The organism is Curtobacterium sp. SORGH_AS_0776, assembly GCF_031453355.1.
Lineage (GTDB): Bacteria > Actinomycetota > Actinomycetes > Actinomycetales > Microbacteriaceae > Curtobacterium.
Genome location: NZ_JAVIYU010000001.1, coordinates 1,027,802 through 1,054,126 on the forward strand (window position 1 = coordinate 1,027,802; position 26,325 = coordinate 1,054,126).

A 26,325-nucleotide genomic window follows, 5' to 3' on the forward strand; every position below is an offset into this window, starting at 1 on the left:
ACGGCGGGATCGCGGCGACCTGCCAGGACGGTTTGATGTTGTCGGCGCACACGCCCGTTATGGTTTCCGGGTGACGAACGAGCCCGAGCAGACGACCGGTCGTGGCCGCCGCGGCTTCACGCCACCGCGGCACGGCCGCCAGAAGCGACGTGGCGGGGTGGTCCTCCCCGCCGTCGCGGGCGTGCTCACCATGGCCCTCCTGCTCGGCGGCGGCTACGCCGCGTACGCCTACGGAACGCTGTCGAACGGCATCACGAAGATCGATGCGATCTCGGGAAAGACTGCGACGAAGGACGACGTCGACGGCCAGGCGCAGAACATCCTGCTGGTCGGTGACGACCACCGCCCGGACAACGCGACGCCGGAGCAACTCGCAGAGCTGGGCACCGAATCGGACGGTGGCTCGAAGAACACCGACACGATGATCGTCCTGCACATCAACGAGGACGGATCGCAGGCGACGATGATCTCGTTCCCGCGTGACTCGTACGTCGACATCCCGGGTGTCGGCAAGGGCAAGCTCAACAGTGCGTTCTACTTCGGCTCGCTGAACGGCGGCGGGGACACCGGCGGCGCGAAGCTGCTCATCAAGACGATCCAGAACCTCAGCGGCCTGACGATCGACCACTACGTGCGCGTCTCGCTGCTCGGCTTCTACCAGATCGTCAAGGAGCTCGGGCCGGTCGAGGTCTGCCTCAACAACGCCGTCGACGACCACTGGTCGAACCTCAAGCTCCCTGCCGGTACCTCCGAACTCACACCGAGCCAGGCGCTGTCCTTCGTCCGACAGAGGCACGGGCTGCCCAACGGGGACCTCGACCGCAACGTCCGGCAGCAGTACTTCCTCTCGCAGGAGGCCCGCAAGGTGCTCTCGGCGGGGACGCTGCTCAACCCGATCAAGATGGGCAACATCCTCAAGGCGGTCGGCGGCTCGATCCAGACCGACACCGACCTGGTCAACCTGGCGACCCAGATGCGGAACCTGCGACCAGGCAACATCCAGTCCGCCACCATCCCGACGCTCGGCACTCCGACGATCACGGTGAACGGAGCGCCGCTCTCGATCGTGCAGGTCGACGAGGTGGGGCTGCCCGCGTTCGTGCAGGGCCTCGTCGGTGAGCCCGCGGAGTACAGCAAGGCCGGGCGCGCCCAGCCGGCGAGCACCTCGGTCACCGTGCTGAACGGCAGCGGCGTGACCGGTGCGGCGGGCGCCGCCGGGACCGTCCTCACCGCGCGCGGCTTCCAGGTCGGTGCGCCCGGGTCCTCCGACCTGACGAAGACGACCCAGGTGCAGTACCCGGCCGGCATGGAGAAGCAGGCGAAGGCGGTCGCGGCCGTCGTGCCCGGTGCCGTCGCGGTGCGGACGAACGCGGTCACGGGCGTGACGCTGGTGCTCGGGTCGGACGGCAAGACGGTGACCCCGGTCGCCGCCGCCGGTGGGACCGCCTCGAGCCCCGCTGCCGGCTCCGGTTCGTCCGATGCCGGTTCGACCGGCTCGGGCGCTGCGGCGTCGAAGCCCGCGGCCTCGAAGCCCGCCGCGCCCGAGCCGAAGCCGTCGTCGACCGACGTGAAGAGCTACGGCAAGGCAGGCGTCTGCATCAACTGACGCCGGAGTCGGTCGCGTGCCGGCGGATGCTCGTGATCGCGGTGTCGAGCCCGATCGCGAGGGGGCGGACGTCCCGCTGGACCTGCGCCAGGAGCAGCCCGCCCTGCAGCGCCACCATCACGGTCGTCGCCAGCGCGGCGGGGTCGGCGTCCGGGCCGAGCAGCCCGCGTTCGCGCATCGTGCGGATGCCGTCGTGGAACCCCTGCTCCCAGCGGGCGAAGCCGGCGGCGACGAGGTCGCGGGTGTCGGCGTCGCGCTCGGCGACCTCGGTCCCGAGGGACCCGAGCGGACAGCCGCCCACGCAGCCGCCGGCCTCGGCGTCGGCGACCGTCCGGTCCCGCCACCGCTGCCAGGCGTCCCACGTGGTGAGGTCGCCGTAGTCCGGCCCCTGGTGTGCGATGATCGCGTCGGTCTGCTGCCGGACGACGTCGCGCACGAGCTCCTGCTTGTCGGCGAAGTAGTGGTACATCTGCGACCGTCCGACCGTGGCGGCGGCGCCGATGTCGTCGAGCGTCGTCCCCGAGATGCCGCGCGTGAGCATGAGGTCGGCGGCCGTGACCACGATCCGGTTCCGGGTCGCCAGTCCCTTCGCGGTCGTGCGTCTGGGAGTCCGCGAGGCGTGGTCGGAGCGCATGGCAAGAGTGTACTTGCTAGTACATTTTCTGTATGTGACATTCTTCTGGTGGACGACGGACTCCTCGCGAAGCGCGACGAAGAACGCGCACTGTTGATCGCCGTGGCTGCCGGTGACCGGCACGCCTTCACCCGACTGCACGATCGGTTTCGACCGCTCGTCGAGCGGTACGTCCGCCACCAGCTCGTCGATGCGTGGCAGGCGGAAGAGGTCGTGCAGGACGTCTTCCTCGAGATCTGGCAGATCGCCGACCGGTTCGACCCGGCACACTCGGCGATCGCGTGGATCCGCACGATCGCGCAGCGCCGGGCGATCGACCGCGTCCGGAAGAGCCGGGCGGACCGTGACCGCGACCTGCGGATCGGCACCAGGGACGCCGACCTCGTGGACCACTCGAGCGTGGAACGGGCCGAGAGCGTCCTCGACCGTGCCGAGCTCCGCCGCGCCGTCGCCGCGCTCCCCGGGCGCCAGCGCGACGCCGTCGTCCTCCGACACCTGGTGGGGATGACCGGGCCCGAGGTCGCCGCGCGGCTCGGGGTCCCGGTCGGCACCGCCAAGACCCGGGCGCGCGACGGGGTCATCGCACTGCGGCGGGTCATGGTGCCCTGAGCGCGCCCGTCGGTAGGTTCGACGGGTGAGCAACGCAGCGCGTCCGATCACCCTGATGACCTACAACGTCAAGAACCCGGATCCGGCCCACGACTGGCCCGCCCGGTTGCCGGTCCTGCTCGACATGGTCCGGCGGCACGACCCCGACCTCGTGTGCGTCCAGGAGGCCTTCGCGCACCAGCTGGACGACCTCCGTGCCGGTCTGCCCGACCACGGCGACGTCGGCCAGGGTCGCGAGGGCGGCACCGCCGGTGAGCACGCGGCCGTCTTCTTCCGTCGCAGCCGACTCCGGCCGATCGACGAGGGCGCCTTCTGGCTCTCGGACACCCCGGACGAGCCCGTCTCGAACACCTGGGGGAGCCTGTTCCCCCGGGTGGCGAACCACGCGCGGTTCCTCGACGCCGAGGGCGAGGCGTTCACGCTCCTGACGACGCACCTCGACCACGAGGTCGGACCGCACGGGGACGACGTCCGGGCGCGGAGCGCGGCGCTCATCGTCGAACGCCTCAGCACGGCGGACGGCCCGGTCATCGTGGCGGGGGACTGCAACGAGCCGGCCGGAGCGGGGCCTGCGTCGCGGGTGCTCGTCGAGGCCGGGTTCGAGGACGCCTGGCTGGTCGGTGGCGACCCGGCGGACCGGACGGCCACCTTCAACGACTGGCAGCCGCCGGTCGACTCCGGGGAGCGCATCGACTGGGTGTTCACCCGGGGGATCGCCGGCGTCGACCGCGTCGTCATCGACCACGACGGCCCGGAGACGTGGTTCGCGAGCGACCACTTCCCGGTGGTGGCGACGCTGCGGGTCTGACCGCGGTCGGTCAGCAGGTGCGCTTGGCGTGCACCGGCATCGGCGACCCGAGCACCGTGACCGTGGTGTCGTCGGTCAGGGCGGACACGCCGTTCGTCCCGAGGTCGGCGGCAGCGGACTCCGTGTCCGTGTCGGACGGCGTGCTCGTGTCCGTCTCGGTGCCCGTGCCGCGGCTGTCGGGCGGGCTCGAGGCGTCGTGCTGCGGGGCCCATCCGGGCTCGAGCAGGAGCTGGAACGCGCGGGCGTCCGCGGAGCCGAACGACATCCGGTCGGACTTCGGGGCGTCCTGGATCGCCGTGCGGATGTCGTCGCCCACCTGGACGCCGTCGGGTCCGGTCAGTTCGACGTCGCCGCCGAAGCGGGACCGCACCGTCTCGCGTAGGACGCGGATCTCCACCGCGTTGCCGGCAGCGGCCGGGGACGTCAGGGCAGCCACGCGGACCGCCCCGCCCCACGTGTAGGTCGTGCCGGCGGGGAAGCACGCGCCGCCGTCACCCTCGGCCGTCTGCGTGCGCGACGCGGTGCCGAGCAGGCGGTTCAGCAGGCTGACCGTCGTGCGGGAGTCGCGCATCGACGCCTCGGCCACGGTCTTGTCGCCGCGCCGGAACACGAGCGATTCGGCGCCGAGCTCGATCGAGTCGACCCGCTTGAGCTTCGCGTTCGTGACCCGGACGGACTCGTGGTGCACCGGGTCCGGTCCGAGCTCGGCCGCGCTCGCCGGGGTCGCTGCGACCCCGGTCCCGACCGTGCCGTCGACGGCGACCGTGCCGGCCGAGAAGGCGAGCACGGCGGCGCTCAACGCCAGCACGGTCCGGAAGGTCACCACTCGACGGTACGACGCCCTACCCGTCTGGACGACGGGTGTTACCGAATCGGAGCCTGGTCGTCACCGGACCGTGACATTCGTCGGTGACGCGTCACGAGCGCTCGGCGGCCCCCGCCGACGGGCGCCTGTCGGCGGAACGGGGGACAGCCTCCTGGACGGTGCGGGGGCACCGCGTGCGTACCGTCGAGGGCATGACGGACCAGCAGATCGACCAGTACAGCATGCAGGACCCGACGAAGATGTACGCCGACAAGAAGCCCGACGAGCAGTACCTCGAGGGCGCCGGCACCGACGCCGAGATGGCGGAGAACGTCCCGGCCGACCACGGCGAGGACACCTACCGCGGGTCCGGGCGGCTCACCGGCCGCAAGGCGCTCATCACCGGCGGCGACTCCGGGATCGGCGCGGCAGTCGCGATCGCCTACGCCCGTGAGGGTGCCGACGTCGCGATCTCCTACCTCCCCGAAGAGCAGGAGGACGCCGACCGCATCGTCGCGCTCATCGAGGCCGCCGGTCGCAAGGCCGTCGCTCTGCCCGGCGACATCACCTCGCTCGCAGTGTGCGAGCAGATCGTCGCCGACACCGTCGCACAGCTCGGCGGCATCGACATCCTGGTGAACAACGCGGGCAAGCAGCAGAACGTCGACGACATCACGAAGATCTCCGACGACGAGTTCGACGAGACCTTCAAGACCAACGCCTACGCGACCTTCCGGATCACGAAGGCGGCCGTGCCGCACCTGCAGCCGGGCTCGACCATCATCAACACGACGTCGATCCAGGCGTACGCGCCGTCGCCGCACCTGGTGCACTACGCGGCCACGAAGGCGACGGTCAACAACCTCGCGAAGGGCCTCGCCGCTCAGCTCGCCCCGAAGGGCATCCGCGTGAACGCCGTCGCACCGGGGCCGATCTGGACCCCGCTCCAGCCCGCCGGTGGTCAGCCGCCGGAGGCTCTGCCGTCCGCCGGTGAGCAGACCTACCTCGGCCGCTGGGGGCAGCCCGCCGAGCTCGCGCCCGCGTACGTCTTCCTGGCGAGCGGCGAGTCGTCGTACGTCGTGGGTGAGACGCTCCACGTCGACGGGGGCATGCCGACGCCGTAGTCGCGACCCGGCGACGGACGGGAGGGACGGTGCCAGCTGGCACCGTCCCTCCCGTCCTTCCGTCAGTCCGTCAGTCGGTCGTCAACAGGGCGCGGTGCAGGTGCGCGCCAGGCGCTCGAGCAGTTCGCGGGCGGACAGCGCCGCGGCCAGCTCGACCTCGACCGGGTTGATGCCGACGGCCCGTTCGAACGCGCGGCGCCGGGCCTGGTCGGCGATCGGGACCTCGGGGCGCTGCGGGAGCGCGGCGATCGCCCGGGCTGCGGCGTCGAACGCGCCGGTCGGCCGCCCGAGTTGCTCCCACATGGTCCGGACGTCGTGGGCGACCTGATCCGGGTCGCCGCCGAACTCGAAGCCGGCCGAGGCCATGGTCGCCAGTCCCTGCGCGGTGGGGTCGTTCGGGGTCATGACGGCATCGTCACACGGATGACCGCGAACGCGCTGCGAACCGCATCGCTTGTCCCCCGACATGCCGACACCCGGACCGGGGATTCTGGTGTCCCCCGATCTCCGTTTGGATGGACCTGCCCCCAGGGGCGACGCGGACAGGACGTCCGGGGACCGACGGAGGGCACGATGCTCGAACACACCAGCGCGGACACGCAGGCGGCAGCCGCCGCGGCCGCGACCCTGCACCTGCGGATCACGATCGTGGGGGCGACCGTCGACCTGCTGCGGGACGTGCCCTTCCACGAGGCCGACGCGGGACTCGTCGCCCAGCGACTGGGGATCACCGTCGAGGAGCTCCGGCAGCACTTCCCCTCGTGGGACGGACTCGTGCTCGCCGCGGTCGACCGGTGGAACGGCGGTCGCATGGACGAGGTCGCGCGCGAGGTCGGGGACGGCTCGACCGTGCAGCTCCTGCGCGGGATCGTCGCGTCGAACGCCGAGGACCCAGCGCTCATGCGGCTCCTCGTCGCGCTGCTCTCGGTCGCCGGCAACCCGGCGCACCCCATGGCGACGTACCTCCGGTCGCGCTACCAGCTCTTCTACGCGCAGATCAAGCGCGGCCTCGAGCACGACATCGCGGTCGGCCGGGCGCCGCACACGATGGACCCGCGCCGAGGGGCCGAGCAGCTCATCGCGCTGTACGAGGGACTGCAGCTGCAGGCGTTGCTGCGGTCGGACCTCGACCTCGTGCCGGCGTTCGACCGGGCCGTCGCGCGGCTCGAGCGGGGCTGGATGGAGCGGTACGAGCCGCAGGCGGCCCGGCGGCTCTCGACGTGGAGCGACGGCGGCTGGGAGCTCTGACGCCGCGCGGCGGCACCCGTCAGCGCGGGCGCGGCCCCCGCGGTACCGAGCCGTTGCCGGGGTCGTAGCCCGAGTCGCGGATGACCTTGATCGCCGTCGTGTCGTTGTGCACCGAGTGCACGACCACCCGTCGGGACCGCCGGAGCGCCCGCCGCGCCCCCGGCGTCGCCACGAGGCCGCCGAGGACCAGCCCCGCCCCGATCGCCAGCGCGACCGAGACCGCCGCGACGAAGTCCAGCGCGGCACTCGACGACCCGGACATGAAGTTGAGCAGCGCGTTCGACACCGCGACACCGGGCAGCAGGGCGCCGCAGAACGCCGGCACGGAGATCGCCGCCACCGCCGTCCGCATCCGCGCGGCCGCGATCGTCGCGAGGACGCCCAGCAGCACGGCGGCGAGGAACGTCGCACCGAGCAACGGGATGCCGAGCTCCCGGAGGCCCCGCAGCGCGGCACCGGCGGCGACCGAGAAGACCACCGCGACCGGGATCACCCGCGCGCTGGCCTGCTGCACGAAGCAGTTCGCCGCGGCCGACACCACGGTGAGCAGCAGTGACGCCCACAGCGGCAGCGTCTGCGTGACGATGCCGGACGGGTCGACCTCGATCCGGAGCCACTTCGTCACGGCGATGCCCGCGGGCACCCCGACCACGATCGCGGCGATGACGAGTCCGATGTAGAACGCCCGGGCCACCGCCATCGCACGGAACCCCGAGATCGCGTCCTGCGCCCAGGTAACGAGCGACGGGTGGGGGAGCAGGAGGACCACGAGCGCGGCCACCATCGTCGCCGCCTGCCCCGGGTGCAGCACACCCGCCCAGATCGCGAGGGTGCCGATCGCCGACGCCACCGCACCCTGCGCGCCGGACACGAAGAACTGGGGGAAGCCCCGACCGGTCAGCCACCGGCCCGAGACGATGATCCCGAGCATGAGCACGAAGGCGCCGAGTCCGGCACGCCAGCCGCCGCCGGCCTGCATCGCGATCGAGATGCCGAGGATCGACAGCCCCACGTCGGCCGTCCACCGCGGCCAGCGCGGCGGGAGCCGGAGGACCGCGACCAGGGCGCTCACGGCGGAGGTCATGTCCCGCTCGTCGTGCACGAGGTCGTCGACGATCTGGTTCGCCCGCGCCAGGCGGTCGAGGTCGGATCCGTCCGACTGCACCGTGCGGACCTTCACGAGCGGCGGGTGGTCGGCCGGTGCGTACTGGATCGTCACCGAGCTGCCGGAGAAGTCGAGGTCGAGCGGCGCCAGGTTCCACTTCGTCGACACCGCGACGACGGCCGTCTCGACGCTGCGGGTGTCCGCACCGGACGCGAGCATCACCTCGGCGAGGTCGAGGCAGAAGTCCACGATCTGCACCGGCGAGTACTGCTCGAGCGGTCGGGTGTCGGGGACGACCTCTTCGTAGATGGTGCCGCGGAGGCGTGCCCGGGCGTCGCGGATGTCGTGCTGCGCGAGGCTCCGGACGCGTGGCCGTGGTGGACGCCCGGGTCTGGCTCCGGGGAGGGACTGCTCGGCCATCACGCCATCGTGCCAGGCGCGCTCCGCCGAGTCCGGACGCGCGCTGAACGCCTCAGCGCGGGCGGCGGACGCTCAGGCGGCCGGCGGCGAACGCGGAGACCACGGCGCCCACGACGACGAGCAGCTGCCCGACGACCCCCTGCCACGAGCTGGTCCCCGCGACGAAGGCGTAGTCCGACAGCGGGGCGTACGCGAACCACCCGAACGCGGCCGGCGGCGCGGAGGCCGCGACCACGAGTCCCGCGACCACGGCGACGAGCCCCGCCCAGAACGCGATGCCGGTCGGGGTGGCGAAGAGACGTCGGATCACGTCGGCCAGCGTACGTGGTGACCGACGGACGGGAGGCGCGGTGCCAGCCGGCACTCCTCCCTCGCAGGCTCGGTTGGCGCGCCCCGCGCAACGCTTCGCGTTGCCGCTGAGCGGGGCGCGCTCCCGTCCGTCATCAGGTGACGGCTCCTGCGTCGCTCGCCTACTGCTCGAACGTCGCGTGCAGCGTGATGTCGACGCCGGTGAGTGCCTTGCTGACGGGGCAAGTGGCCTTGGCGTCCTCGGCGGCCTTGAGGAAGGCCGCCTCGTCGATGCCGGAGACCTCGCCGTTCACGGTGAGGACGATGCCGGTGAGCTTGAACCCGCCCGCGCTGTCCGGGCCGAGCGAGACGTCGGCCTTGACGTCGAGGGCCTCGACCGTGCCGCCGGCCTCACCGAGGACGGCGGAGAACTGCATGGCGTAGCACGCGGAATGCGCGGCGGCGATGAGCTCCTCGGGGCTGGTGGTGCCGTCGGCGTCCTCGGCGGCGCGCTTCGGGAACGAGACGTCGTAGGTGCCGACCTTCGAACTGGAGAGCTCGACCTGGCCGGTGCCGTCCTCGAGGCCGCCGTTCCAAGCAGTGCGTGCGGTGCGCGTGGGCATGGCCGCTCCTTTCGTGTGGGGATCGGTCCCGATCGGGACCGCCGACGCCGAGTCAATCAGAGAACGACCGTTCTCGCATCGGCTCTCGGGGAAGACGCAGGTCTGCCCGACGATCGGGCGCATGGGGGACAGTGGTGGTCGGCCGATCGCGTCCGGGCGGGGCCCGCTTCGACCGCGGGCTCTTCTCCGGTCGTGCGGCGGTCCGGCCGGATGCACAACACGTGTCGCCCTGAACGACGGGTGTAATCTGGAGGGCGTTCAAAGGAGACCCACCATGCGCGCCGTCGTGTTCGAACAGTTCCAGACGTTCCCGTCCCTCACGGACGTCCCGAAGCCCACCCCGGGTCCGGGGGAGGTGCTCCTCAAGGTCGCCGGTGCCGGTGCGTGCCACTCGGACGTCGCCGTCTACCGCGAGTTCCAGGCGGGGCAGCCGGGCGCGCAGCAGCCCCCGTTCGTCCTCGGGCACGAGAACTCGGGTTGGGTCGAGGAACTCGGCGACGGTGTCTCCGGCTTCACGGTGGGCGACGCCTACCTCGTCTACGGCCCGGTCGGCTGCGGGCACTGCTCGTACTGCTCGAAGGGGCAGGACACCTACTGCGAGAACGCCGCCACGAACCCGTACATGGGAATCGGCCTCGGGCGCGACGGCGGCATGGCGGAGTACGTCACCGTGCCGGCGCGCAACCTCGTGGCGCTCGGCGACGCCGACCCGGTCGCCGCCGCACCGCTCAGCGACGCGGCCCTCACGCCGTACCACGCGATCAAGAACTCCCTGCCGAACCTGGCGGGCGGCGGCAAGTACGCCCTCGTCGTCGGACTCGGCGGCCTCGGGCAGATCGCCGTGCAGATCCTCACGGCGCTCACCGGTGCGACCGTCATCGCGACGGACATGAAGCAGGACGCCATGGACCGCGCTGCTGCTCGTGGAGCGATCACCGTGCCGGGCGGCCCGGACCAGGCCGCTGCGATCCGCGAGATCACCGGCGGCCGCGGGGTGGACGCCGCGTTCGACTTCGTCGGGGCGACGCCGACGATCACGGTCGCCCAGGCGTCGATGGCCGTCGGTGGCCGGTTCACCGTCGTCGGGATCGCCGGTGGCACCACCGAGTGGAACTTCTTCCGGACGCCGTACGAGTCGACCATCACGAACACGTACTGGGGCACCATCGAGGACCTGCACGAGGTCGTCGCGATGTACCGGGCGGGGCAGATCGTCCCCGACGTCGAGCGCTACGCCCTGTCCGACGCGCTCGAGGCGTACCGGAAGCTCGAGGCCGGCGAGCTCTCGGGCCGCGCGGTGGTCGTCCCGACGCTCTGACCCATTCGCCTCGGGGCGGTCAGCGTCCGGCGGCGTAGCCCTGCGCGCCCCGCGAGTTCGCCGCGGCGCCGAGCACACCGGTCGCGGGGTCCCGCGTCACGCAGGACAGTCGACCGAGCGCCCAGTCGCCCGCCCGGGTGACGACGTGCCCGCGGGCCTCGAGGCCGGCGATCACGTCATCTCCGAGGCGGTCCTCGACCACGAGTCCCGCCGGCTCCCACGTGCGCGGCCAGAAGGACCCCGGGAACGACGTCGTGTGCAGCGCGGGGGCGTCGATCGCCTGCTGCGGGGAGTACCCGCCGACGATCCACCGCAGCAGGAACAGCAGCTGCCACTGGTCCTGCTGGTCGCCGCCGGGTGAGCCGAGCGCGGCGACCGGTTCGCCGTCGCGGAGCACCAGGGTCGGGGTGAGTGTGGTGCGCGGGCGCTCACCGGGGCGCAGCGTCGACGCCGTGCCCGGTTCGAGCCAGGTCATCTGCAGCCGGGTGCCGAGGCAGAAGCCGAGCTCGGGGATCGTCGGGGACGACTGCAGCCAGCCACCGGACGGGGTCGCGCTGACGATGTTGCCCCAGCGGTCGACGACGTCGATGTGGCAGGTGTCGCCGCGGGTCTCGCCGTCCGGGGCGACGAACGGCTCACCGCGGTCCTCGACGGGAGCGGCGGGTGCAGCAGGCACGGCGGGTGCGGCAGCCGCGCCGGGTGCGCGCTCCCGAGCGACCTGCACGGTCGGTTCGCCGAGCCCCGCCGCGGCACCGGTCGCGTACGACGTCCGGACCGGCGGCATGGCGTGCACGACCCCGTCGACCGTCCCCGGACGCAGTTCCGCCGACGCACGCTCGCCGATCAGTGCCCGGCGCGCGTCGGTGTAGGCGTCCGAGAGCAGCACGTCGAGGGGGACGTCGCCGTCGCCGTAGAACGCCTCGCGGTCGGCCAGCGCGAGCTTCAGGGCCTCGGCGATCGTGTGCGCGCCGAGCTCGGTCGAGGGGTCGAGCCGGGCGTCGTCGAGCGGTTCGAGCAGCCGGAGGGTCTGCAGGAGCGCCGGGCCCTGACCCCACGGGCCGGTCTTCGCGATCGTGCAGCCGCGGAACTCCGCCGTCGTCGCGGGTTCGTAGGACGCCCGGAACGCGGCGAGGTCCGACGCCCGGATCACCCCGGCGTGGTCGGTCCCGGACGCGTGCCGGTGCGGTTCGCGGACGAACCGGTCGATCGCCTCGGCGACGAAGCCCTCGGCCCACTCGCCGCGGGCGGCGTCGATGCGGGCGGTCCGGGTGTCGGCACCGGCACCGGCGGCGACGAGCCGCTCGAACACCGAGGCGAGCGCCTCGTTGCGCACCAGTTCCCCGGGGACGGGCACCGCGCCTCCTGGCATCCACTGCGCTGCGGAGGTGGGCCAGTGCTGCCGGAACAGGTCGTGCACGGCGGTGATCGTCCGGACCACCGCGGGTGTGACGGGGTGGCCGTCGCGTGCGTAGCCGACCGCCGGTGCGAGCACGTCCGCGAGCTCCCACGTGCCGTGGTCGCGGAGCAGCAGGAGCCAGGCGTCGACGGCGCCGGGGACGGTGGCGGCGAGGGCACCGGAACCGGGGACGAGGTCGAGGCCCTCTGCGCGGTAGTGCTCCGGCGTCGCGCCGGCCGGGGCCGGACCCTGCCCGACGAGCACCGCCGGTGTCGGGTCCGTGGCGGTGGCGAACACCGCGGTGAGGTCGCCTCCGGGGCCGTTCAGGTGCGGTTCGACGACCTGCAGGACGAACGCCCCCGCGACCGCTGCGTCGAAGGCGTTCCCGCCGCGCTCGAGGACGGACTGTGCCGTGGCGGTCGCGATCCAGTGCGTGGTCGCCGCCGTGCCGAACGTGCCGCGGATGTCCGGGCGGGTGGGGTGTGCGGTGGGCGGCGTGAACGCGGGGTTCGGCATGCGTCCATCTTCCCCTTGCGCCGAGGTCGGCGCGCGTCCATACTGAACCCAACGGTTAATTAACCGCAACGTTCACCGAGGAGGCGACGATGGAGACCGACCGCACCGACGCCGTCCTGTCGGCGCTCGCCGACCCCATCCGTCGCCGCATCGTCGAACGCCTCGGCAGGGGCGAAGCCACCGTCACCGACCTCTCGGCACCGTTCGACGTCAGTGCGCCGGCGATCTCCCGGCACCTCGGCATCCTCGAACGCGCCGGCCTCATCACCCGCGAACGGCACGGCACCTGGCGCACGTGCCGCCTCCGGCAGGAAGCCGTTGACGAGCTCGGCACCTGGGTGGGCCGGTTGCGGCCCGACTGGGACCGCCGGTTCGACAGCCTGGAGGCGCTGCTCGCCTCCCAGCGACCGCCCACCCCGGTGGGTGGCGCGTCCACCGCACGCGCCGTTCCGCCCGTCGACCACCAGGAGCAGTCATGACCGAACAGTTCACCGCCCACGCCACACACCGGTTCGCGTACCCCGTCGCGGACGTCTACCGCGCCTTCGTCGACCCCACCCTGCTCGCGCTGTGGTTCGGGCCGCTCGGCTTCCACGTCCCGGCAGCCACCGTCGAGGTCGACGCCCGGGCCGGCGGGGCGTGGAACCTGACCATGGTGAGCAACGACAACCCCGAGTGGACGTCGCCGGTGACCTCGGTGCTCGAGCAGATCGAGGAGAACCGCATCATCGTCGGCACCTCGACCGCCCAGGGGATCCCCGGGATCGAGGACGGGACGCCGCTGTCCCTCACGCTCGAGTTCGCCGAGGACGGCGACGGCACGATCGTCACCCTGACCCAGGGCCCCTTCCCCGAGGTCATGCGCGACATGAACATCGCCGGTTGGACGCAGTCGTTCCACAAGCTCGAGGCGCTCCTGGGGTCGCCGAAGGAGTTCCTCCAGGCCCCGTGACGACGGCCGTTGCCCCCGGAACTGGGGTTGTCCGGTCCGGGCAACGGGGTTGTGGACTCGTCACGAAAAGGTGACCATCGTTCGGCGGCGTGTCGAGAGCACGTCGCCGAACGGCCGCGCAGGGGCTCGGCCGGTTCCAGATCAGGGGTTCCATGACCAGCACACCGTCCTCCGTCGCGCACGCACGCCGACTCCCTCGACTCGCCGCCGCGGTCGTGGCCATCGCCGTCGTCGCCGGCGGTGTCGTCGGGATCGCCGAACCGGCGTCCGCCGCCGTCGTCCACAAGGGCTCCGTCCCGGCCGGCACGACGCTCCAGCCCGGCGATTCGGTGACCTCGCCGAACGGGCAGTTCCGGCTGATCCTGCAGGGCGACGGCAACCTCGTCGAGTACGGCGTCGGGAACCAGGTGCTCTGGGCATCGAACACCTCGAACCAGCCCGGCGCGATCGTGACGATCGGCCGCAACCGGGCCGTCGACCTGCTGCGGGGTGGGAAGCGGATCGTCCGCTGGGCCTCGGCCGGCACCGCGCAGTCCACGTCGTTCGCCGTCCGCGCCGACGGCACGATGGGGCTCTACTCCGGCAAGACCGCGATCGTGAACTGGACGAGCCAGCAGGGCACCGTCCCCGCCGGCAACTCGATCTACTCCGGCACCGTGCTCAGCTCCGACACGAGTGGTGCCCGTCGCCTCTCCATGCAGGCCGACGGCAACCTCGTGCAGACCGTGAACCGCAAGGTCGTCTGGCAGTCCGGCACCGCCGGCCACAAGGGCGCGTGGGCCGAGCTCCGCAAGGACGGCAACTTCGCCGTCGTCGGCCGCGACGCCGCCCAGAAGAAGGTCACGCTCTGGAACTCGCGGACCGGCACGGCGGGCGCCGGCACGCTCATGGTGCAGGTGGACGGCAACGTCGTGCTCTACGGCGGCAAGGACACCCGCGTGTGGTCGACGAAGCCCGTCACCGGCTTGATGTGGCCGGTCGCGAGCACCAAGATCTCCGGGCGCTACGGCGACGACCGCGGGGCCGGACACGTCCCGCGCTACCACCAGGGTGCCGACGCCCCGGTCGCGGTGGGCACGCCCGTGTACGCCTCCGGGACCGGCACCGTGACGAGCACCGTCGCGAACAACGCCTCGTACGGCAACTACATCGTCGTGACCTACGGCAACGTCACCGTGCTCACGGCGCACCTCAGCAAGATCGAGGTCAAGCAGGGGCAGATCGTGTCCGTGCGGAGCGAGATCGGGCGGTCCGGGAACACCGGGCAGTCGACGGGGCCGCACGTGCACGTGGAGACGCGGCGGGCGGGGTCGCTCTTCGATCCGTTGACGCTGCTGCACTTCCGCTGACGCCGGCCGCTTGTGTCGTCTAACGCGCTTGACTTGATGCGTCAAGGGCGTTAGACATACGCTGTGAAGCGTCAGGCGGTCCTCAAACGAATCAAGATCGCCGCGCGCAGAGCAGGCCTGGATCATCGCGAGATCGAGCTGACCAACCACACGGGTGTGATCGTCGGGAGTACTCGGAGCACGATCGGGCGGCACACCGAGATCGCAGACGGCACTGCGCGAGCGTTCTTCAAGCAGTTCGAGCAGGAGCGCGGAAAGGGGTGGTGGCGATGACCTACACGTCACACGCGCACCGAGACGGCGGTTGGTGGGTCGTGCAGAACGACCAGCACCCGGGTGCCATCTCGCAGGTCAAGCGACTCGACCTCGCCGCCGCAGCGCAGCGCGAGGCGATCGCCTTCGTGGCGGACGTCGACCAGGCGGACGTCGTGGTCGTCATCCGCGCTGAGCTCGAGCCGGCCCTCGCCCGATCCCTCGAAGAAGCGACCGCGCTCCGGGCAGAGGCCGAAGCCAAGGAAGCGCGTGCGCTCTCCCTCCGCCGGGCGATCGCCGTGGCGTTGCAGGGTGACGGCATGACGTTGCGCGACATCGCAGTCGTGCTCGGCGTCTCGTACCAGCGCGTGCACCAGCTGGTGCACGAGGACGACTCCGCGGTGGCGGTCGCCTCCTGACGGCCGAGTCGTTCCTCCAGCGCCGTAGGGTTGTCGGGATGGAGAAGCGCGGCGGCCGGGTGCTCGTGTTGGTGGCGATCGGGGTGGTCGCGGGGGTGCTCTCCGGCCTGTTCGGCGTCGGCGGCGGGGTCATCGTCGTGCCGGCACTGATGGCGTTCCTCCACCTCGACCAACGTCGGGCCTCGGCGACGTCCCTCGTGGCGATCGCTCCCGCGGCCGTCGTCGGTGCGATCACCTACGCCGTGCAGGGCGAGGTGCACTGGCTCGCGGCCCTGACCCTGGCGATCGGCAGCGTCGTCGGGGCCCCGATCGGCGCGCGGCTCCTCCGTGCGCTCCCGCTGCGGGTCCTGCCATGGATCTTCGTCGGGTTCATCGCGGTCGTGCTCGTCTCGCTGTTCACGACGGTGCCGACGCGCGGGGGCGACGTGCACTTCGGAGTGGTGGAGGCGATCGTGCTCCTGCTGCTCGGGCTGCTGTCGGGTGTGCTGTCGGGGCTCGTCGGGGTCGGCGGCGGGGTCGTCATCGTGCCGGGGCTCGAGGTCGTCCTCGGCGCGGGCGACCTGCTGGCGAAGGGCACCTCGCTGCTCACGATGGTGCCGACGTCGGTCTCCGGCACGGTGGCGAACCTCCGCCGCCGTGCGGTGGAGCTGCGCGTCGGCCTCACGATCGGCATCACGGCCGCGATCTGCTCTCCAGGAGGCGCGTGGATCGCCCGCCTCGTCGATCCGCAGGTGGGCATCTGGCTCTTCGCCGCGTTCCTCGTGGTGGTCGCGGTGATCGTCCTGCGCCGCGGTCGCCGGGCCGTGCCGCGGAACGAGGCGACGGACGGGGAGGTCGCGTGACGCGCCTCCAGGCCGGTGGTGGACGGAACCCGGCGGATGCGGAGGCCGTGCTCGCGGCGTTCGCACGGACGACCGGTGACGTAACTGCGGCGCGACGCGTCGCGCGGCAGTTCGCCGACCTCGACGAGGGCGAGCGGTCCGCGCTGCTCTGGAGCGAGGACGCGGGGGCACGGCTCGTCGCGGTGATCCTCATGGTGCAGGCGATGCGGGCGCACCCGGACCCGGAGCTGACCGACGAGTACCTGTCGGCGGCGAAGGCGGAGCGCTTCGACGACACGGTGCTGGTCGACCTCGGGGCGGAGGAGCTCGTGGGCGCCCCGCTCGTCGGCGGTTCGACCGGACCGCTGTTCGCGCTCGTGAAGTCCGACGTGGCGATGGTCCGGCGGATCGCTCTGGTCGCGACCCTGGCGTTCGTGAAGCAGGGCGACGCCGAGGTGCCGCTCGCCATCGCGGGGCGACTCGTGCGGGAGCGGAGCGACACCGTGCAGTCGGCGCTCGGCTGGGTGCTGCGCGAGACCGGCAAGCGGGCGTCGGAGTATGCGCTCGTGGCGTTCCTCGAGCGGCAGGGGCGGTTCCTCAGCCCGGCGGCGCGGGCGACGGCGACCGAGCACCTGCCGGCGGCCGAACGCGACCGGTTGCGCGGCTGACGCGACCGCCGGACGTCACGTCGGACGCGGCGAGTGCCCTCAGTCGGACGCGGCGAGTGCCCTCAGTCGGATTCGGTGGGCTCCGCGAAGAACGTCGTGAGCGACACGACGACACCGTCGCGGACCTCGACGACGTCGATCCCGCGCACGGCGGGCGCCCCGACCGGGCCGAAGCCCCACGCGAGTGCGCCGTGCGTCTCCGAGACGTAGCGACGCCCCTCCTCGACGAACTGGAAGGCGCCGGGCACGGTCTCGAGGAGCTCGGCGGCCTTCTGCTCGAGGGCGTCCCAGCCGACGGCGGTGCCCTCCGGGTCGGTGAAGGTCACGTCGGGGGAGTACGTCCGCTCGATCGCGGCACGGCGGGAGGCGGCGTCGCGGTTCCCGAAGACGTCGTGGAGGTTCGCGGTCAGCAGCTCGGACACGGTGGCCATGCCCGGAGCCTAGCCTGGGGGCATGCACACCGAGGTGCCCCGGCCCCGCATCGATCCCGCACTCGTGGAACGGCTCGTGGCCGTGCAGTTCCCGCAGTGGTCGGGGCTGCCCGTGCAGGAGGTCGATCCGCAGGGGTGGGACAACCGCACCTACCGACTCGGCAGCGAGCTCGCGGTCCGGCTGCCGAGCGCCGCCGGGTACGTGGCCGCGGTCGAGAAGGAGCAGCGGGTGCTGCCCTACCTCGCGTCGCGGCTCGACGTCCCGGTGCCGGAACCCGTCGGACTGGGCGTCCCCGCCGACGGGTACCCGTTCCCGTGGTCGGTCCGGCGCTGGATCGACGGCACGGTCGCGCTCCGGGCGACGGACCTCGACCGAAGGGTCTTCGCCGCCGACGTCGGCGCGGTGCTCCGGCAGCTCCGGGCCGTGCCGGCCGGGGACGGGCCGGTCGCCGGAGCGCACTCGTTCCACCGGGGAGCGCACCCCTCGCACTACGCGGCCGAGGTGGTGGCGGCGCTCGACACGCTCGGCGACGCCGTCGACCGCGGAGCCTGCGAAGCGGTCTGGGACGCTGCGACGGCCTCGGTCTGGCACGGGCCCGCCGTGTGGTTCCACGGTGACGTCGCCCCGGGCAACCTGCTCGTCGGCGCGGACGGCCGGCTCTCCGCGGTGATCGACTTCGGCACGTGCGGCGTCGGCGACCCGGCGTGCGACCTCGTCCTCGCGTGGACGTTCCTCGACGGCGATGCCCGCCGGGACTTCCGTGACGCGGTGGGTCTCGACGGGGACACGTGGGCGCGTGCTCGGGGCTGGGCGCTCTGGAAGGCGCTCATCATGCTCGCGGGGAGCTCCGGGCCGGGGGACCGAGGCGAGCACGAGGCGGTGCTGCGGGCGGTCCTCGACGATCCGGTCGCGACCTGAACTCCGAGTCACGCAGTCGGACCGCCCGTTGGGGCGGGGGCGGGACTAGGGCGTCAGCACCGCGTCCAGCACGAGGTCGAGCGCCGCGAGCTGTCGCTCGGGCGTCCACCGCTCCGGGTCGCCCGCGGCCAACGCGGTGATCCCCTCGACGGTTGCGGCCAGGGCAGCCGCGCGGTCGTCACACACCGCACCCGCGAGGCCGGTCGCGAGCGCAAGCAGTCGAGCGAGTCGCTCGGCGAAGGAGCGGCTGTTCGTCACGTGCCGATCACGCAGCACCGGGTCACCGAGCGCAGCGGCGAGGAACGCGACCCACGCCCGGGCCTCGGCGAGGCGTCCGGCATCGACCGCGAGTGCGCCGCCGGCCACGGCCCGCACTGCCGACGCCGCATCCGGGGCGTCCGCCTCGAGCGCGTCGGCACGGACCCTCGTGCGGTCGTGCAGGACGTCCCGGGCGTGCAGGAGGAGGGCGCGCTTGTCGGGGAACGTGTGGAGGACGAGCCCCGTCGTGCACCCGGCGCGTTCGGCGACGGCACGGAGCGTCAGGCCCGTCGGACCGAGGTCGGCGAGGGTGGTGAAGACGGCCTCGGACAGCCGGGTCCGCTGGGAGGCGTCGTCTCGAGTCCGGGGCACACCGGAAGCGTAACAGGTGTTACCGTAACGATCGTTACCGAAAGGATCGCCATGCGCTGGACCATCACCACCGTCCCGTTCGACCACCCGGACGCCGACCGGCTCCGCCGAGCGCAGCGGCAGGAGCTCGACGCGCGGTACGGAACGAGCGACCACGAGCCCGGCGTCCCGCCGACCGCGGCCGACGTTCCGGTGTTCGTCCTGGCGCGTGACGAGCGAGGCTCCGCGATCGCCTGCGGCGGACTCCGGCCGCTCCCGGACCACGTCCTCGGTGCCGGGGTCGTGGAGGTCAAGCGGATGTACACGGCGCCGTCCGCTCGGGGGACCGGTGTGGCGACGGCGGTGCTCCGGCGGCTCGAGCGGGAAGCAGTGCGGGCGGGCGCAGGCTCGGTGGTCCTCGAGACCGGCACGGCGCAGCCCGACGCGATCCGGTTCTACGAGCGCGAGGGGTACACGGCGATCCCGCTCTTCGGCGCCTACGCCGGATCGACGAACTCGGTGTGCTTCGGTCGGCGACTCGACGCGGTCCCCGAGGTCAGCGCCGTGGACTGATGGGCGTCTCGGCCAGGACGACGTCCGGGTCCATCGGGATGCCTCCGAGGATCCGGGGTGTGCCCTCGTGCCAGGCGACCTCCACGCCGGCGCCACGGAGTCCGGCGACGCTCAGGTCGATCCGGAGCAGTGGGATGGACAGGTCGGCGTAGCGCTCGGCCACGATCGCATCGACTTCCGCGGGTGTGGTCACACGGATGTGGTCGCCGGGTTCGAGCGGCACGTTCCGGGTCGCGACCTCGTACACGCCGAACCCGCGGCTCATCTCCCAGTCGTCGGCGATCGCCACGTGGCAGATCACGTCGTCCATTGCGCATCCTCTCGTAATGAAACGCCAACGTATCATTACCGGTACACTCGGACCATGGGCAAGCGAGGACGACCGACCGCGGACGAGCGTGCTGCACGGGACGAACGGGTGCTCGACGTCGCGACCGACCTCTTCCTGGCGCACGGCTTCGCGGACGTCTCGCTCGACCGCGTCGCCGCAGCGGCCGAGGTCACGAAGCGGACGATCTACACGGCCTTCGGCGACAAGGCGGCCCTGCTCCGGGCGGTCGTCCAACGGCACCACGGGTACAGCGACGACGCGCACCCCGACCTCGAGTCGACCGCGACCGCCGTGGTCGAGGCGTTGCTCTCGGACCGCGCGGTCGCGCTGCACCGGCTGGTCATCGCCACGGCCGTCAGCTCGCCTGAACTCGCACGGGGCTTCCACGAGGCCGGCCCGCTCACGGCGCAGGCCGCGCTCGTCCGCGCCGGTGCGGACCCGGGCGAGGCGGAAGCGCTCTTCACGCTGCTCCTCGGGGAGCGACACCGTCGGCGACTGCTGGGGCTCGAACCCGCCCCGACCGCTGCCGAGGCCCGCGCCGCCGCCCGTCGCGCGCTGGCACGCACCGGAGCAGGACCCGGGATCACGGCCACCCGGCACGACCCCGCCAACCCCGCCGATCCCGGCGCCCCCGACCCCGGTCCCGCGCGGGGTCCGAGGTCAGCGTGAGAACACGTCGTCCAACGTGTACGTCCCGAGCCGACGCTGCCGGACGAGCGCGCCCAGCCGGGGGAGCGCGTCGATCGTCCCCGGGAAGTTCGCGTGCCCGATCACGATCCGGCCCGGCGTGAACCACTGATCCGCGAACCCGACGATCTGCCCGGCACCGATGTCCCCGGAGTCCGCGAGGGTGCCGTACCAGAGCAACGGCGTGGTGTAGCCGACCCGAGCGGCCACCGCGTCGACCCGGGCGTCGTGGTACCCGAACGGCGGCCGGAAGTACGGGCGCGCGTCGACGCCGAACGTGCGCTCGATGAACTCGTGGTTGCGCGTCAGTTCGTCCTCGATGGCCTGGTCGCCGAGCTTCGTCAGCGCCGGGTGGTCCCAGGTGTGGTTGCCGATCTGCACCTGTCCCGACTCGACGAGGGGCCGGAGCGCGTCGGCGTGCTCCGTCCAGGCGGGCCACGCCCCGTTCACGAAGAACGTCAACCGGGTGCCGGTCGCGGCGGCGAAGCGGGCGTAGGCGCCGACGACGTCGGAGGACGCTCCGTCGTCGACGGTCCACGCGATCCCGGGCGTCCCCGCCGGCAGTCCGGTCACGGTGCCCGCCGGGAGCAACGTCCTCGAGATCGTCGGCTGCACCCACGTCGGTGTCGGCGTCGGAGTGGGCGTCGGCGTCGGGGAACGCGTCGGGGACGGCGGGTGCGTCGCGACGGCCTCCCGTCGTGGTCCGGTCGGCGAGCAGGCCGAGAGCGCCCCGGCGGCGAGCAGGGCGCCCGCTCCGGCGAGCAGGGAGCGGCGGGTGGTGCGGTGGTCCATCGGTACCAGCTTCGGTCGACCGGCCGGTTCGGCGCATCGGCTGGCGGGACGATCCGGTTGGCCGGTCGGCCACCGGGGTCGCCGAGGGCGGGCCAGGAGGCGCGGCTCGCGTCCGCCACGGAACGCGCTGACCGGACGGGGCTGGGAACGCACCACGGGGCGGGCGGGTACCGACGTGGGGAGACGAGCCGCGCCTCTCCCCGCCGGCACGGCCTGTCCGCCGCTGGCGCGACGGCCAGGAACCGGCGGCGGGGGCCCAGGCCGGCTGAAATCACGACGAGAGGAACGCGACGTGCGCGCACTGACCTGGCAGGGCACCGAGAAGGTGTCCGTCGAGACCGTCCCCGACCCGACCATCCAGGAGCCGACCGACGCCATCGTGCGGATCACCTCCACGGCGATCTGCGGCTCCGACCTGCACCTCTACCGGGTGCTCGGCCCCTACATCGACAAGGGCGACGTCCTCGGCCACGAGCCGATGGGCATCGTCGAGGAGGTCGGCTCCGCCGTCTCGAAGCTCAAGGTGGGCGACCGGGTCGTCATCCCGTTCAACATCTCCTGCGGGCACTGCTGGATGTGCCAGCACGGCCTGCAGTCGCAGTGCGAGACCACCCAGGTGACCGAGTACGGCACCGGTGCTGCGCTGTTCGGCTACACGAAGATGTACGGCCAGGTCCCCGGCGGACAGGCCGAGTACCTCCGCGTGCCGCACGCCGACTACGGGCCCATCGTCATCCCGGACGACGGCACGCCCGACGAGCGCTGGCTCTTCCTCAGCGACATCCTGCCGACCGCGTGGCAGGCCGTGCAGTACGCGAACGTACCCGAGGGTGGGACGCTCGCGGTGCTCGGCCTCGGTCCGGTCGGACAGTTCGCCGCCCGCATCGGCGCGCACCTGGGCTACCGGGTGCTCGCCGTCGACCCCGAGCAGGTCCGCCGCGACCTGGGGGCGAAGCACGGGGCCGAGGTGTTCGACCTGACGAAGGACGTCGTGCCGCAGCTGGTGGACCTGACCGACGGTCGCGGTCCCGACGGCGTCGTCGACGCGGTCGGCATGGAGGCGCACGGCAACCCGGTCGCCGGGTTCGCACAGCGCGCAGCCGGTCTGCTTCCCGACAAGCTCGCGCAGAAGGCGATCGAGACCGCCGGGATCGACCGACTCGCGGCCGTGCACGCGGCGATCGACCTCGTCCGACGCGGCGGCACGGTCTCGCTCAGCGGGGTGTACGGCGGCATGGCCGACCCGATGCCGATGATGACGATGTTCGACAAGCAGATCACCGTCCGCGAGGGGCAGTGCAACGTGAAGCGCTGGATCGACGACATCATGCCGCTCGTGCAGGACCCGTCGGACCCGCTCGGGACGCTCGACCTGACGACCCACCGGGTCTCGCTCGAGGACGCCCCGCACATGTACGAGGTGTTCCAGAAGAAGGAGGACGGCTGCGTGAAGGTCGTGCTCGACCCCGCGCTGGCCGCCTGATGCGGATCGTCGTCGTCGGCGCGACCGGCAACCTGGGGACCGCCGTGCTGCGGCGGCTGGCAGGGGCCCGTGCCGAGGGCACCTCCGTCGAGGTCGTCGGGATCGCCCGGCGGCTGCCGGACCTCCGTGCCGAGCCCTACGGGACGGCCGTCTGGCACGCCGTCGACATCGGTGCCCCGGACGCGGTCGACCACTTGTCGGCCGTGTTCCGGAGCGCCGACGCGGTGGTCCACCTCGGCTGGGCCCTGCAACCGACGCACGACATCCCGGCGCAGTACCGGACGAACGTGACCGGGTCCGCCAACGTCCTCGAGGCCGTGGCGCGCGTCGGCGTCCCCCAGGTCGTCGTCGCCTCGTCCGTTGGCGCGTACCGCGGGGTCGACGTGGACGGCAAGCGGACGCCCGTCGACGAGGAGTTCCCCGTCACCGGCATCCCGACCGCCACGTACTCGATCCACAAGGCCGAGAACGAGGCGGCGATGGACGCCTTCGCCGCTCGCCACCCGGACGTCGTCGTGACACGGCTCCGCCCCGGCCTGGTCTTCCAGCGCAGCGCCGCTGCCGAGCTCCGCGGACTGTTCCTCGGACGACTCGTGCCGATGTCGATCGTCCGGTGGATCCGCTGGGCGGTCCTGCCGTTGCCGCTGCCGTTCGTGTTCCAGGCCGTGCACGCCGACGACGTCGCCGATGCCTTCTGGCGCGCGATCGACCGACGTGCAGACGGGGCGTTCAACATCGCTGCCACACCCGTGCTCAACCCGCCGAGGATGGCGCGGGCGTTCGGGATGCTCGGGGCGATCAGGGCGCCGATGTGGCTGATCCGCGGGCTCGTCACGCTCACGTGGCGGCTGCGGTTGCAGCCGACGGACGCCGGGTGGGTGGACATCGCGGCCCAGGTGCCGATCATGCGGACCGACCGGGCGCGGTCGGTGCTCGGATGGGAGGCGCGGCACACTTCCGAGGAGGCCTTGCGCGAGCTCGTGGCCGGGTTCGCTGACGGGGCGCGGGTGCCGGGGTCGGGGCCGTTGAGCGGGTGAGGGTGGCCCCTTCGCGGGGCAGCGTGCGGTGGCCCGCGCGGGCTACGATCGCACCACCAGTCCACGAGGGGGCCCGATGATGTTCGCGATGCTGTCCAGCCCGATGGCCTCCGGCGAGTTCGAGGGGCCGGACGTCTCGCAGTTCGGCGCCGAGACCCACAACCCGTTCGTCCCGCCGGTCTCCGACCTCGTGTGGAGCGTCGTGGCCGTGCTCGTCGTGGCGGCGGTCGTCGTCACGATCGTGCTCGTCGCCCGACGTGCTCGACGCGCGCCGGGGCGCCCGCTCGAGCAGCGGCTCGCCGAGCTCGACGACCTGCTCGCCCGCGGCGTCATCTCCGACGAGGAGCACCGCACCGCCCGCACCGAGGCCCTCCGCGGCTAGCCTGGGCGGGTGCTGCAGCCCATCGACCTGCTCGGGGAGTGGACCCTGCGCCGCACGGTCCACGACCGGCGGGCCGGGGTCGACGGCCTCGTGACCGGGACGACCACGCTGACGCGTGCGGCCCCGGACGACGTCCACTGGGACGAGACCGGCACGATGGCCTTCGACGGGCGGACCGTCCCCGTGGCACGGACGCTCCGGGTGCGCCGGGGCCCGGACGACCGCTGGACCGTGCACTTCGCCGACGGCCGGGTGTTCCACGACTGGGTCTGGGGATCGGCGGTGTCGCACGCGTGCGCGCCCGACGACTACTCCGGGGTGCTCGCCGGGGACGCCGAACGGTGGACGGTCCGGTGGGAGGCGCACGGTCCCGCGAAGGACTACGTCCTCGACAGCACGCTGCGACGTCGGTCCCACGCGGCAGACTGAGTGCATGCCCCGCAGCTCCGGTACCGACGCCCCGCGCATCACCCTGACCGAACCGACGGACCTCGACGACTGGACGCCCGGTCCCGGCGACGTCCTCACGGGCGACCGGATCGACGGGAAGCGCATCGACGTGTTCGACCTCGCGGGGGAGCGGCTGCCGGACCTCGAGATCGAGGAGTCGGTGATCGGTACCCTCCGGGTCGACGGCGCCGACCTCCGGGGACTGCGCGTGCGTGACTCGGTCGTCGAGACGCTCGACGCGCCGGTGCTCCGGGCGTCGAGCAGCTCCTGGCGCGAGGTCCGGATCGCCGGCGGCCGCATCGGTTCCGCCGAGCTGTACGACGCGGGGCTGAACGGCGTCGAGTTCGTCGGGATGAAGCTCGGGTTCGTGAACCTCCGCGGCTCGACGCTCACCGACGTGGTGTTCCACGACTGCGTCGTCGACGAGCTGGACATCGCCGACGCCCGACTGCTGCGGGTGTCGTTCGAGGGGACGAGGATCCGCGCGGCCGAGGGCTCGAACACCCGGATCGAGCACGTCGACCTCCGGGGCGCCGACCTCGACCGGGTGGAGCGGCTCGAGGGGTTCCGCGGCGCGACGATCGCCGCCGACCAGCTGTACACGCTCGCGCCGCTCCTCGCTGCCCAGGCGGGTTACCGCGTCGACTGACCCGCCGGCGCGGACGCGGTCGCCAGCGCGCGCGCCAGGTCAGCCTGCACGAGGTCGCCGTGCACCGCCGCACCCGCCTGCGTCCCGGCCGCCGCCGACGCGATGACGGTCGCCATCGGCGCCGCCACGTTCCCGGCCGCGTACACGCCCCGCACGCTCGTCTGTCCGGCGGCGTCCACCGTCAGGGCACTCGCGTACCGGTGGTCTCCCATGAACTGGTCGGTGGCCTCGAGCCCGAGTCCCTCGAGGAACCCGATGCGCGCCTCCGCCGTGCTCGCCGCGGCCAGGGCGTCGAGCGCCACGAACTCGCCGGACACCAGCGAGACGCCGGTGAGCCGATCACCGTCGGACACCACGTCGCGCACCGGTCCCGTCACGACCCGGACACCGCGGGCGGCAAATCCGGTCAGGGTGGTGTCGTCGACGAGCGCCGGGTCCGTGACGAAGGCCGTCACGTCCTCGCTCAGCGCGCGGAACATGAGCACCTGGTGCGCCCCGATCGGCGACGTCACGAGCACGCCGATGCGCTGGTCGCGGATCTCCCACCCGTGGCAGAACGGGCAGTGCACGACACCGCGCCCCCACTGCTCGGCGAGGCCCGAGACCGCCGGCAGGACGTCCACGGCGCCGGAGGCGACGACCAGCCTGCGTGTCGCGACGACCGCGCCCGACTCCAGCGTGACCGAGAAGCCGACCGGGTCGACACCGTCACCGTCCGTGGCGGACGCGGCCACGATCCTCCCGGTCGTCACCTCGACGCCGTAGGCGGCCACCTCGTCGCGGCCGACAGAGCCGAGTTCCGCTGGCGAGGCGCCCTCGCGCCCCAGGTAGTTGTGGACCCCCTCGGCGCGGGCGTTCCGCGGCTCGCCGGAGTCGACGACGAGCACGGACCGTCGCGAACGGCCGAGGACGAGTGCTGCTGACAGGCCGGCGGCTGCTCCGCCGACCACGATGACGTCGTAGTGATCACGCATGCCTGCATCCTGCGGATCCATGAGCGCCGACGGCAAACATCCTTGCC

At 72.5% G+C, this 26,325-nt stretch carries 33 protein-coding genes; 21 read left to right on the plus strand and 12 right to left on the minus strand.

Annotation, left to right across the window (positions count from 1 at the left end; all coding sequences use genetic code 11):
- The first annotated feature begins 70 nt into the window (after positions 1–70).
- Positions 71–1,606, plus strand: coding sequence for an LCP family protein (locus QE359_RS05195; protein WP_309778042.1), 1,536 nt, complete (start codon positions 71–73; stop codon positions 1,604–1,606).
- Here QE359_RS05195 and QE359_RS05200 read toward each other — a convergent pair.
- A complete protein-coding gene (locus tag QE359_RS05200; protein WP_309778044.1) occupies positions 1,599–2,240 on the minus strand; it encodes a TetR/AcrR family transcriptional regulator in 642 nt (213 codons plus the stop codon). The two genes, QE359_RS05195 and QE359_RS05200, sit on opposite strands and share 8 nt — an antisense overlap.
- A 48-nt stretch (positions 2,241–2,288) precedes the next feature.
- Here QE359_RS05200 and QE359_RS05205 point away from each other — a divergent pair, with 48 nt between their 5' ends.
- Positions 2,289–2,849, plus strand: a complete 561-nt coding sequence (locus tag QE359_RS05205) for a sigma-70 family RNA polymerase sigma factor (protein ID WP_309778046.1) — start codon at positions 2,289–2,291, stop codon at positions 2,847–2,849.
- 25 nt (positions 2,850–2,874) lie between these two features.
- Positions 2,875–3,657 carry an endonuclease/exonuclease/phosphatase family protein gene (locus tag QE359_RS05210; RefSeq protein WP_309778047.1) on the plus strand — a complete coding sequence of 261 codons (783 nt, stop codon included), beginning with the start codon at positions 2,875–2,877 and terminating at the stop codon, positions 3,655–3,657.
- A gap of 10 nt (positions 3,658–3,667) precedes the next feature.
- Here QE359_RS05210 and QE359_RS05215 read toward each other — a convergent pair whose 3' ends face one another.
- The gene (locus tag QE359_RS05215; RefSeq protein ID WP_309778048.1) at positions 3,668–4,480 is read right to left on the minus strand and encodes a hypothetical protein; all 813 of its coding nucleotides are present in this window, start codon (positions 4,478–4,480) and stop codon (positions 3,668–3,670) included.
- A gap of 194 nt (positions 4,481–4,674) precedes the next feature.
- Here QE359_RS05215 and QE359_RS05220 point away from each other — a divergent pair, with 194 nt between their 5' ends.
- On the plus strand, positions 4,675–5,586 hold the full coding sequence (locus QE359_RS05220) for an SDR family oxidoreductase (RefSeq protein ID WP_309778049.1): 912 nt from the start codon (positions 4,675–4,677) through the stop codon (positions 5,584–5,586).
- Between the two features lie 81 nt (positions 5,587–5,667).
- Here the strand turns inward: QE359_RS05220 and QE359_RS05225 are convergent, their stop codons facing one another.
- Entirely contained in the window at positions 5,668–5,991 is a 324-nt protein-coding gene (locus QE359_RS05225) for a hypothetical protein (protein WP_022907826.1), read from the minus strand.
- A gap of 168 nt (positions 5,992–6,159) precedes the next feature.
- On the opposite strand from QE359_RS05225, the gene QE359_RS05230 reads away from it, so the two are divergent.
- Positions 6,160–6,834, plus strand: a complete 675-nt coding sequence (locus tag QE359_RS05230) for a TetR family transcriptional regulator C-terminal domain-containing protein (RefSeq protein WP_309778050.1) — start codon at positions 6,160–6,162, stop codon at positions 6,832–6,834.
- A gap of 19 nt (positions 6,835–6,853) precedes the next feature.
- Here the strand turns inward: QE359_RS05230 and QE359_RS05235 are convergent, their stop codons facing one another.
- The 3 genes from QE359_RS05235 to QE359_RS05245 all read right to left on the minus strand — a co-directional run bounded on the left by QE359_RS05235 (position 6,854) and on the right by QE359_RS05245 (position 9,270).
- Positions 6,854–8,359, minus strand: coding sequence for a threonine/serine exporter ThrE family protein (locus tag QE359_RS05235; RefSeq protein WP_071296545.1), 1,506 nt, complete (start codon positions 8,357–8,359; stop codon positions 6,854–6,856).
- A gap of 52 nt (positions 8,360–8,411) precedes the next feature.
- Positions 8,412–8,669, minus strand: coding sequence for a hypothetical protein (locus QE359_RS05240; protein ID WP_309778052.1), 258 nt, complete (start codon positions 8,667–8,669; stop codon positions 8,412–8,414).
- Between the two features lie 160 nt (positions 8,670–8,829).
- A complete protein-coding gene (locus QE359_RS05245) occupies positions 8,830–9,270 on the minus strand; it encodes an OsmC family peroxiredoxin (RefSeq protein ID WP_071303323.1) in 441 nt (146 codons plus the stop codon).
- 274 nt (positions 9,271–9,544) lie between these two features.
- Between QE359_RS05245 and QE359_RS05250 the strand changes: the two genes are divergently transcribed.
- Positions 9,545–10,588: an NAD(P)-dependent alcohol dehydrogenase gene (locus tag QE359_RS05250; protein WP_309778054.1), complete on the plus strand. Its 1,044-nt coding sequence runs from the start codon at positions 9,545–9,547 to the stop codon at positions 10,586–10,588.
- Between the two features lie 19 nt (positions 10,589–10,607).
- Here QE359_RS05250 and QE359_RS05255 read toward each other — a convergent pair whose 3' ends face one another.
- Positions 10,608–12,500 (minus strand): gamma-glutamyltransferase, encoded by a 1,893-nt coding sequence (locus tag QE359_RS05255; RefSeq protein ID WP_309778056.1) that lies wholly within the window; start codon positions 12,498–12,500, stop codon positions 10,608–10,610.
- A gap of 89 nt (positions 12,501–12,589) precedes the next feature.
- Here QE359_RS05255 and QE359_RS05260 point away from each other — a divergent pair, with 89 nt between their 5' ends.
- From QE359_RS05260 to QE359_RS05290, 7 genes are all read left to right on the plus strand, one after another.
- Positions 12,590–12,979 carry a metalloregulator ArsR/SmtB family transcription factor gene (locus tag QE359_RS05260; protein ID WP_309778058.1) on the plus strand — a complete coding sequence of 130 codons (390 nt, stop codon included), beginning with the start codon at positions 12,590–12,592 and terminating at the stop codon, positions 12,977–12,979.
- Positions 12,976–13,452 (plus strand): SRPBCC domain-containing protein, encoded by a 477-nt coding sequence (locus tag QE359_RS05265; protein WP_070417228.1) that lies wholly within the window; start codon positions 12,976–12,978, stop codon positions 13,450–13,452. The genes QE359_RS05260 and QE359_RS05265 overlap by 4 nt, the downstream gene beginning before the upstream one ends.
- 152 nt (positions 13,453–13,604) lie before the next feature.
- On the plus strand, positions 13,605–14,801 hold the full coding sequence (locus QE359_RS05270; protein ID WP_309778060.1) for a peptidoglycan DD-metalloendopeptidase family protein: 1,197 nt from the start codon (positions 13,605–13,607) through the stop codon (positions 14,799–14,801).
- Positions 14,802–14,864: 63 nt separating this feature from the next.
- Complete coding sequence (locus tag QE359_RS05275) at positions 14,865–15,074, plus strand: ribonuclease PH (protein WP_309778061.1); 210 nt, start codon at positions 14,865–14,867, stop codon at positions 15,072–15,074.
- Positions 15,071–15,472, plus strand: a complete 402-nt coding sequence (locus tag QE359_RS05280; protein WP_309778063.1) for a sigma factor-like helix-turn-helix DNA-binding protein — start codon at positions 15,071–15,073, stop codon at positions 15,470–15,472. The genes QE359_RS05275 and QE359_RS05280 overlap by 4 nt, the downstream gene beginning before the upstream one ends.
- A gap of 38 nt (positions 15,473–15,510) precedes the next feature.
- Positions 15,511–16,314: a sulfite exporter TauE/SafE family protein gene (locus QE359_RS05285; protein WP_309778065.1), complete on the plus strand. Its 804-nt coding sequence runs from the start codon at positions 15,511–15,513 to the stop codon at positions 16,312–16,314.
- Complete coding sequence (locus QE359_RS05290; RefSeq protein ID WP_309778068.1) at positions 16,311–16,961, plus strand: DNA alkylation repair protein; 651 nt, start codon at positions 16,311–16,313, stop codon at positions 16,959–16,961. The genes QE359_RS05285 and QE359_RS05290 overlap by 4 nt, the downstream gene beginning before the upstream one ends.
- A gap of 62 nt (positions 16,962–17,023) precedes the next feature.
- On the opposite strand, the gene QE359_RS05295 is transcribed toward QE359_RS05290, so the two are convergent.
- Positions 17,024–17,392 (minus strand): nuclear transport factor 2 family protein, encoded by a 369-nt coding sequence (locus QE359_RS05295; protein WP_070417224.1) that lies wholly within the window; start codon positions 17,390–17,392, stop codon positions 17,024–17,026.
- A 22-nt stretch (positions 17,393–17,414) separates the two neighbouring features.
- On the opposite strand from QE359_RS05295, the gene QE359_RS05300 reads away from it, so the two are divergent.
- Positions 17,415–18,311, plus strand: a complete 897-nt coding sequence (locus QE359_RS05300; protein ID WP_309778070.1) for an aminoglycoside phosphotransferase family protein — start codon at positions 17,415–17,417, stop codon at positions 18,309–18,311.
- A 45-nt stretch (positions 18,312–18,356) separates the two neighbouring features.
- Here QE359_RS05300 and QE359_RS05305 read toward each other — a convergent pair whose 3' ends face one another.
- Positions 18,357–18,941 (minus strand): TetR family transcriptional regulator C-terminal domain-containing protein, encoded by a 585-nt coding sequence (locus QE359_RS05305; RefSeq protein WP_309778071.1) that lies wholly within the window; start codon positions 18,939–18,941, stop codon positions 18,357–18,359.
- A gap of 51 nt (positions 18,942–18,992) precedes the next feature.
- On the opposite strand from QE359_RS05305, the gene QE359_RS05310 reads away from it, so the two are divergent.
- The gene (locus tag QE359_RS05310; protein ID WP_309778072.1) at positions 18,993–19,493 is read left to right on the plus strand and encodes a GNAT family N-acetyltransferase; all 501 of its coding nucleotides are present in this window, start codon (positions 18,993–18,995) and stop codon (positions 19,491–19,493) included.
- On the opposite strand, the gene QE359_RS05315 is transcribed toward QE359_RS05310, so the two are convergent.
- Positions 19,477–19,803, minus strand: a complete 327-nt coding sequence (locus tag QE359_RS05315) for a hypothetical protein (protein WP_309778073.1) — start codon at positions 19,801–19,803, stop codon at positions 19,477–19,479. The two genes, QE359_RS05310 and QE359_RS05315, sit on opposite strands and share 17 nt — an antisense overlap.
- 54 nt (positions 19,804–19,857) lie before the next feature.
- Here QE359_RS05315 and QE359_RS05320 point away from each other — a divergent pair, with 54 nt between their 5' ends.
- Complete coding sequence (locus QE359_RS05320) at positions 19,858–20,493, plus strand: TetR/AcrR family transcriptional regulator (protein WP_309778074.1); 636 nt, start codon at positions 19,858–19,860, stop codon at positions 20,491–20,493.
- Here QE359_RS05320 and QE359_RS05325 read toward each other — a convergent pair.
- Positions 20,485–21,303 (minus strand): polysaccharide deacetylase family protein, encoded by an 819-nt coding sequence (locus QE359_RS05325; protein ID WP_309778075.1) that lies wholly within the window; start codon positions 21,301–21,303, stop codon positions 20,485–20,487. The two genes, QE359_RS05320 and QE359_RS05325, sit on opposite strands and share 9 nt — an antisense overlap.
- A 292-nt stretch (positions 21,304–21,595) precedes the next feature.
- On the opposite strand from QE359_RS05325, the gene QE359_RS05330 reads away from it, so the two are divergent.
- The 5 genes from QE359_RS05330 to QE359_RS05350 all read left to right on the plus strand — a co-directional run bounded on the left by QE359_RS05330 (position 21,596) and on the right by QE359_RS05350 (position 25,304).
- Positions 21,596–22,786 (plus strand): zinc-dependent alcohol dehydrogenase, encoded by a 1,191-nt coding sequence (locus QE359_RS05330; protein ID WP_309778076.1) that lies wholly within the window; start codon positions 21,596–21,598, stop codon positions 22,784–22,786.
- The gene (locus QE359_RS05335) at positions 22,786–23,823 is read left to right on the plus strand and encodes an NAD-dependent epimerase/dehydratase family protein (protein WP_309778077.1); all 1,038 of its coding nucleotides are present in this window, start codon (positions 22,786–22,788) and stop codon (positions 23,821–23,823) included. Before QE359_RS05330 ends, QE359_RS05335 begins: the two co-directional genes overlap by 1 nt.
- A 76-nt stretch (positions 23,824–23,899) precedes the next feature.
- Complete coding sequence (locus tag QE359_RS05340; protein WP_309778078.1) at positions 23,900–24,205, plus strand: SHOCT domain-containing protein; 306 nt, start codon at positions 23,900–23,902, stop codon at positions 24,203–24,205.
- A gap of 9 nt (positions 24,206–24,214) precedes the next feature.
- A complete protein-coding gene (locus QE359_RS05345; RefSeq protein ID WP_309778079.1) occupies positions 24,215–24,634 on the plus strand; it encodes a DUF6314 family protein in 420 nt (139 codons plus the stop codon).
- Between the two features lie 4 nt (positions 24,635–24,638).
- A complete protein-coding gene (locus QE359_RS05350) occupies positions 24,639–25,304 on the plus strand; it encodes a pentapeptide repeat-containing protein (protein WP_309778080.1) in 666 nt (221 codons plus the stop codon).
- On the opposite strand, the gene QE359_RS05355 is transcribed toward QE359_RS05350, so the two are convergent.
- On the minus strand, positions 25,289–26,278 hold the full coding sequence (locus QE359_RS05355) for an NAD(P)/FAD-dependent oxidoreductase (RefSeq protein ID WP_309778082.1): 990 nt from the start codon (positions 26,276–26,278) through the stop codon (positions 25,289–25,291). The two genes, QE359_RS05350 and QE359_RS05355, sit on opposite strands and share 16 nt — an antisense overlap.
- Positions 26,279–26,325: the final 47 nt, after the last annotated feature.